Genomic DNA, 6201 nt, shown 5'->3' with positions numbered 1-6201 from the left:
AAGACAGACAATGGAATTGCCCAAAATGCGGCACACAACATCAAAGAGACCACAACGCAGCAATCAACATCTTAAACGAAGGGTTAAAAACACTAAAAAAAAATAAACCTAGGGGACCTGGGGGATAGCTTAGAATATTTTCCATTCATATAGAATGGATTACCTAAGAATCTCCGACCTCTACAGGTCGGAGAGGTTCAATAAAGCTATTGTAAATAGGAAAAAGCAATCCTATGTTAATTAAAATTATGTTTAATGATATATAAAAACAAGTAAATAAATTCATTCAGTTAAATCTTTTTGAATAACTTTTAAATAATACTTTTACAATAAATTAGTACTGTCTCTTTTTAAGAGCATGAAAAAAGTTAAATAGGGGTGAAAATATGGATGTAATAGAAATAATTAAGGATGCTTTTGTCTTTCCATCAAAAGACATAAAAGTATTGGTGATTTATGTTTTACTGTCAATATTGGCGGGGGCATTTTCTTTTATAGGAACATTTGTTTATATATTAGGATTCATTACTCCTGAATGTTTTATGTGGGGTGGAATAGCTTTTATTGTTTCAATGTTAATTGGATGGGTATTGGCCGGTTATTTAATCAGCATTATCAAATCTGGAATTGAGCTTGATGATGAAGTTCCTGGGTTTGAATGGTGGGAAAATTTCATCACTGGTTTTAATAATTTCATTGTCACAATAGTCTACTTCATAATCCCTGCATTCATTGTTGTAGTTGTGGGATATCTTACAAATATTTACGGCAATTTTATGATAATTGCTAATGAAGTTATGTCACAGGCACAAAATGTTTATATGGGAAATTCCACCTTTATATTGTCTGAAGCTGCATCTCAGGCAATTGCCAATTTGATGATTTCTTTATCTATCACTATTATGGTTGCTTTAGTCTTATTTGTAATCTTTTCATTCTTACAAACTATGGCTCAAGCAAGATTGGCAAATACTGGCAGTCTAGGTGAAGCTTTAAATGTTGTTGAAGCAGCAAAAGACATAAGAAGAATAGGTGTAGGTAAGGTAATAGTAGTAATCTTATTGATTATCATAATTATTGCCGTTATTGAGATGATTTTATCATCTGTTCCATTTTTAGCAATCCTTTCAATTATAATAAGTCCATACTTATTATTCTTTGCTCAAAGAGCTGTTGGATTGTTATATTCTGATATAGCTTAATTTTTTAAGCTATATATTTATTTTTTTTTGATTTTATTTTTGAGCTTAATCAATATCATTTTCAATTTTTTTAATAACCCTTGCGGGAACTCCAACTGCCAGGGAATTGTCAGGGATGTCTTTACTGACCACTGCACCTGCACCAACAACCACATTGTCGCCGATGCTTACTCCCGGAAGAATTGTTACGTTGGCACCTAACCATACATCATTGCCGATTCTGATTTCAGATGCCTGTCCCAAATGTTCACGTCTTTTTTTGGGGGATAATGGATGGCCAACGGTTGTTATTGTAGTGTTTGGACCGATCATCACATTATCTCCAATGTACACTTCTTTGATGTCAAGTATTGTCAAATTGAAGTTTGCAGTAAAATTGTTGCCGATGTAAATGTTTTTGCCATTATCGAAACAGAATCGCTTTGCAATCCACACTTTTTCACCTACAGAACCCAAAATCTCGGTTAGCACTTCATGCTGCTTGTCCAAATCATCTTCTGCAAGAGAATTGAAAATGTTGGCATTTTCGATTGCATTCAATTTCATTAGGGATATTTCCTCATCGTCATAGCAGTATTCGAGTCCGGCTAGCATCTTTTCTATTTCTTTCATAGTTAACTATATTATTAATTTAAATTAAAAATAGTTATTGATAGAATGATTCTTAAGGTAAAAAATATTTCAGAAATTGGTGGGGTAGTTAAGGCACCACCGTCCAAAAGTTATTCCCACAGAGCAGTGATTTTAGCTTCACTGGCTAAAGGAACTTCTAAATTGTATGACATGTTATATTCAGAAGATACGTTATCCTCTATTAGGGTATGTGAAGCTTTAGGGGCTAAAATAAATAGAACCGAGGATTATTTGGAGGTTATTGGAACCGGAGGTGAATTGCATAATTCCTCTACAGAACCGATTGATTTAGCAAATTCTGGAACTACCTTAAGATTAATGACTTCAGTTTCGGCATTGAGCGATAATGAAGTTACTTTAACAGGCGATGATTCATTACAAACCCGTCCTATGGGTCTTCTTATGGATGCACTGGTGCCGTTAGGAGTTGAAACTTGTTCTTTAAAAGATAATGAGAAGGCGCCGATTTTAATCAAACCCGGTTATGCCGGTGGTCAGACCAATATCATGGGAAACGTCAGTTCCCAGTTCATTTCATCAATTCTGATTTCGTCCCCATTATCTAAAAAGGGTGTCAGATTGTATGTATTGCCTGAATTCAAATCAAGACCTTATGTTAATATGACATTGGATATCATGAGGAAATTCGGTGTTAAAACTCTAAAAGGGTATTATTTGAAGCATGAAAACTGTGATAAGGAGCATCAGGGCTGCAGAATTGACGAGTTCCTTGTAAGAAAGCAGGATTATGTTGCCTGTGATTATACTGTTGAGGGGGACTATTCTTCAGCATCTTACCTGCTGGCATTGATTGCAATCAACGGCGGAAAAGCCAGGATTAAAAACCTGTTCAGGGATTCCAAGCAGGGTGACAAGTACATTTTAGATATCCTGCAGAAGATGGGCGCTACAGTCATCCGTGGAGAGGATTATGTTGAAATCGCTTCCGAAGGCAATCTGAAGGCGATTGATGTTGATTTGTCTAATGCTCCTGATTTGCTCATTACCGTTGCGGTTCTGGCTGCAATGGCTGAAGGCACAACAAACATTACAGGTGTTGCCCATGCAAGGGTTAAGGAAACCGACAGGATAGATACGACCTGCAGGGAACTGGAGAAACTCGGCTGCAAGCTGACTGAAAGGGAAGACGGCATGAGCATAACAGGAGGAGTAACTTCCGGTGTTGTCGACTCACATGGGGACCACAGACTGGCAATGGCATTTTCACTGATTGGCCTTAAGCATGACATTGAAATTACAAACGGAGAAGTATTTGATGTGTCTTTTCCTAATTTCATTGAAGCGATGGCAGAACTTGGATTTGAATTGGAGTTAAAAAATGAATAAGGAAGAACGTGTTATCAAGTTGATTGAAGAGCTGGAAAGTGTTTTTGAGATAAGGACTTTCCTTGACCATGATCCGTATAAGGTTTTGATTAGAACAATATTGTCCCAAAGGACAAGGGATGAGAATACCGACCAGGCCACCAATAATCTCTTTGCCAAATATCCGGACATTTATGCCGTTGTTGATGCTCCGATTGATGATGTCAAGGAGCTGATCAGACCTGCCGGTTTTTACAATGTCAAGGCAGGCAGAATCCAGGAAGTTTCACAGATTTTGATTGACCAATATGGCGGTGAGGTTCCGGATACCGTCGAGGAAATGGTCAAGCTTCCGGGAGTTGGCCGTAAAACCGCAAATTGCGTAATGGTATTTGCATTTGAGCTTCCGGCAATTCCTGTTGACACTCATGTTCACAGAATTTCCAATCGTCTGGGGCTTGTTGACACTAAAGATCCGGAAGAAACCGAAGCTGAATTGTGCAAGATTGCTCCAGAGGAATTGTGGATTAAATTGAATGATTTGATGGTTCAGTTTGGCCAGAACATCTGCAAACCTATAGGTCCTCAGTGTGAGATTTGTCCATGCACTGATATCTGCGATTATTTCAGGGAAAATATCTAACTAATTTTTAGTCATACCAAAACATTTATAAAGTAAAACAATGTTATATAACAATAGTTATTATAACGAATGTTATATAACTTTTAATGTAACCCCTTTAATATGCCTAAAATATAATAATAAATAGGAGAATAAAACATGGCAAATATTCCAAAATTAAAAAGAGGAGTACTCGATAGCATAACCGACGCTATTGGAAACACTCCCATTGTAAGATTGAATAATTTAACTAAAGACTTAGAAGCAGAAGTGGACGTTAAAATCGAATCATTCAACCCGACCGGAAGCGTAAAGGATAGGGTGGCGGTTGCAATGATTGAAGATGCAGAGGAAAAAGGCCTTCTCAAGCAAGGTTCAACTATCATTGAGCCTACCAGCGGTAACACCGGCATCGGTCTTGCATTTGCAGCAGCTGCCAAAGGCTACAAATTGATTTTGACCATGCCTGAAACCATGTCCGTTGAAAGAAGAAAATTCCTAAGTGTTTTAGGCGCAGAATTGGTATTGACTCCAGGTGCTGACGGTATGGGCGGAGCAATTGCAAAGGCAAATGAACTCAATGAGGAAACTCCGGATTCAATCATCTTAGGTCAGTTCGACAATCCTGCAAATGTTAAAATCCATTTTGAAACTACCGCTCAGGAAATCTTTAGAGACACTGACGGCAAGGTCGATTATGTTGTATCTGCTGCAGGAACAGGTGGAACAGCAACTGGTATTGCTAAAGGATTAAAAGAACTTGTTCCGGATGTTAAGGTAGTTGTAGTTGAGCCAAAAGAATCCCAAACACTTGGAAAAGGTGAGAATGGACCTCATAAAATTCAGGGTATCGGCGCAGGATTTGTTCCGTCAATCTATGATGCTGATGTGATTGATGAGATTATTCCGGTTGCAAGTGAAGATGCAGGAAAAACTTTATTGAGTCTTGCTAAAGTGGAAGGTATATTTACAGGAATATCTTCTGGAGCTGCAACTTGGGCTGCTTTGGAATTGGCTAAAAGACCTGAAAATAAGGGTAAAAGAATAATAGCAATCTTACCTGATAATGGTGAAAGATATCTCTCTGTAGACTGGTTATTTGAATAAGATTAAGTATATATACCATATGTTATATAATTTAAGTATAACATATTATGAGGTTTATCAATGTTTGACAATTTGAAGGCTGAAATTAAAGCTATTAAAGAAAAGGATCCTGCCGCAAGGTCCACATTGGAGATTTTTCTATGTTATCCTGGTTTTTGGGCCCTGTTTATGCATAGGATTAGTCACTGGCTTTGGATTCATTCTTTCAAGCTTTTGGCCCGTATGAATTCCAACTTGGCTAGATTCCTTACGGGCATTGAAATTCACCCTGGTGCAACATTTGGTAAACGAGTATTTATTGATCATGGTATGGGTGTTGTAGTCGGCGAAACAGCTATTGTTGGTGATGACGTACTGTTATACCAGGGAGTAATCCTTGGAGGAACAAGTACAGAAAAAACCAAAAGGCACCCAACTGTTGAAAAGGGAGTGATTGTCGGAGCCGGTGCCAAGGTGATGGGAAACATTACCATTGGCGAATACTCAAAAATCGGTACCGGTGCAGTTGTGCTTAAAGATGTTCCTCCTCAATCAACCTGTGTTGGTGTTCCCGGCAGAATCGTTAAGCGCAGAGGCGTACGTCATGAGGAAGTTGACCTGGATCACGGCAAACTTCCTGACCCTGTTGCCGATGCAATTAGAGTAATCGAAAAACATCTTCAGGAAAATGATAAGCGTTTCGAAATTCTATTCGAAAAGCATGAAATTTGTTTGACTGAAGATATTAGAGATGAACAAGAAGAATTAGAAGATTTATTTAAAAAAGACGGCGATTAATATGAAACCACCTTGTGAAATTGTTGTATGGTATGTAATTCCTGCAATCAGATCAGAACTGGCAAAAGAGCTATTAAACTTGGGAATGAAGCAGAAAGATGTTTCAGAACTTATGGACATTACCCAACCTGCAGTTTCTCAGTACATTACTGACAAACGTGGAAGCGGCATTAAGCTTGATGATGATGTAAGAGCAATGATTCATGAATTTGCTCGTCAATTATCCGAAGGTGAAGCTACAAAAGCAGATTTGATACCAAGAACTTGTAAGATTTGCAAAAATGTAAAAACCGTTGACGTTTTGGAGCAACTCAATATTGATAAATCTGAACTCGGTGAAGACTGTCAATCTTGTATAGGTTCCGAAGCAGAATAGTGAAATATTGGAAAATATAGTAAAGTATTTAAACTATTAGTTACCAATATTTTATTATACTTTTTTAGTTAGTGGCAAGTTTACCGAGTGGCTAGGTGTGTGGCTGCAGACCATAATACGGGGGTTCAAGTCCCTCACTTGCCTTTTTAATTACTTTT

Annotated in this window: 8 protein-coding genes and 1 tRNA gene; 8 read left to right on the top strand and 1 reads right to left on the bottom strand. The window is 37.8% G+C overall.

Features of this window, described 5'->3' with window-relative positions:
* Nucleotides 1-128, top strand: a 128-nt coding sequence (locus QZN27_RS09920; protein ID WP_367237652.1) for a zinc ribbon domain-containing protein, incomplete at its 5' end; no start/stop codon positions are given.
* Between the two features lie 258 nt (nt 129-386).
* Entirely contained in the window at nt 387-1202 is an 816-nt protein-coding gene (locus QZN27_RS02085) for a DUF4013 domain-containing protein (RefSeq protein WP_296782967.1), read from the top strand.
* A gap of 45 nt (nt 1203-1247) precedes the next feature.
* Here the strand turns inward: QZN27_RS02085 and QZN27_RS02080 are convergent, their stop codons facing one another.
* Nucleotides 1248-1814 (bottom strand): sugar O-acetyltransferase, encoded by a 567-nt coding sequence (locus QZN27_RS02080; RefSeq protein ID WP_296782965.1) that lies wholly within the window; start codon nt 1812-1814, stop codon nt 1248-1250.
* A gap of 45 nt (nt 1815-1859) precedes the next feature.
* On the opposite strand from QZN27_RS02080, the gene aroA reads away from it, so the two are divergent.
* The 6 genes from aroA (at nt 1860) to QZN27_RS02050 (ending at nt 6187) form a co-directional block, all read left to right on the top strand.
* Complete coding sequence (aroA, locus tag QZN27_RS02075) at nt 1860-3182, top strand: 3-phosphoshikimate 1-carboxyvinyltransferase (RefSeq protein ID WP_296782963.1); 1323 nt, start codon at nt 1860-1862, stop codon at nt 3180-3182.
* A complete protein-coding gene (gene nth / locus QZN27_RS02070; RefSeq protein WP_296782961.1) occupies nt 3175-3804 on the top strand; it encodes an endonuclease III in 630 nt (209 codons plus the stop codon). The genes aroA and nth overlap by 8 nt, the downstream gene beginning before the upstream one ends.
* A 138-nt stretch (nt 3805-3942) precedes the next feature.
* Complete coding sequence (gene cysK, locus QZN27_RS02065; RefSeq protein WP_296782959.1) at nt 3943-4890, top strand: cysteine synthase A; 948 nt, start codon at nt 3943-3945, stop codon at nt 4888-4890.
* A 60-nt stretch (nt 4891-4950) separates the two neighbouring features.
* Entirely contained in the window at nt 4951-5667 is a 717-nt protein-coding gene (cysE, locus tag QZN27_RS02060; RefSeq protein WP_296782957.1) for a serine O-acetyltransferase, read from the top strand.
* A gap of 1 nt (nt 5668) precedes the next feature.
* Nucleotides 5669-6043, top strand: a complete 375-nt coding sequence (locus tag QZN27_RS02055) for a transcriptional regulator (protein ID WP_296782956.1) — start codon at nt 5669-5671, stop codon at nt 6041-6043.
* 73 nt (nt 6044-6116) lie between these two features.
* Nucleotides 6117-6187: transfer RNA gene (locus tag QZN27_RS02050), tRNA-Cys, on the top strand.
* Nucleotides 6188-6201: the final 14 nt, after the last annotated feature.

Source organism: uncultured Methanobrevibacter sp., from assembly GCF_900316895.1.
GTDB lineage: Archaea > Methanobacteriota > Methanobacteria > Methanobacteriales > Methanobacteriaceae > Methanocatella.
The sequence above is the reverse complement of the archived record's forward strand: the minus strand, read 5'-3'. Positions and strand labels throughout refer to the sequence as shown.

Bases quoted from the DNA above. Each gene is read 5' to 3' on its own strand.
- nth (WP_296782961.1), top strand. From the start codon at position 3,175: ATGAATAAGGAAGAACGTGTTATCAAGTTGATTGAAGAGCTGGAAAGT.
- cysE (WP_296782957.1), top strand. From the start codon at position 4,951: ATGTTTGACAATTTGAAGGCTGAAATTAAAGCTATTAAAGAAAAGGAT.
- aroA (WP_296782963.1), top strand. From the start codon at position 1,860: ATGATTCTTAAGGTAAAAAATATTTCAGAAATTGGTGGGGTAGTTAAG.
- QZN27_RS02055 (WP_296782956.1), top strand. From the start codon at position 5,669: ATGAAACCACCTTGTGAAATTGTTGTATGGTATGTAATTCCTGCAATC.
- QZN27_RS02085 (WP_296782967.1), top strand. From the start codon at position 387: ATGGATGTAATAGAAATAATTAAGGATGCTTTTGTCTTTCCATCAAAA.
- cysK (WP_296782959.1), top strand. From the start codon at position 3,943: ATGGCAAATATTCCAAAATTAAAAAGAGGAGTACTCGATAGCATAACC.
- QZN27_RS02080 (WP_296782965.1), bottom strand. From the start codon at position 1,814: ATGAAAGAAATAGAAAAGATGCTAGCCGGACTCGAATACTGCTATGAC.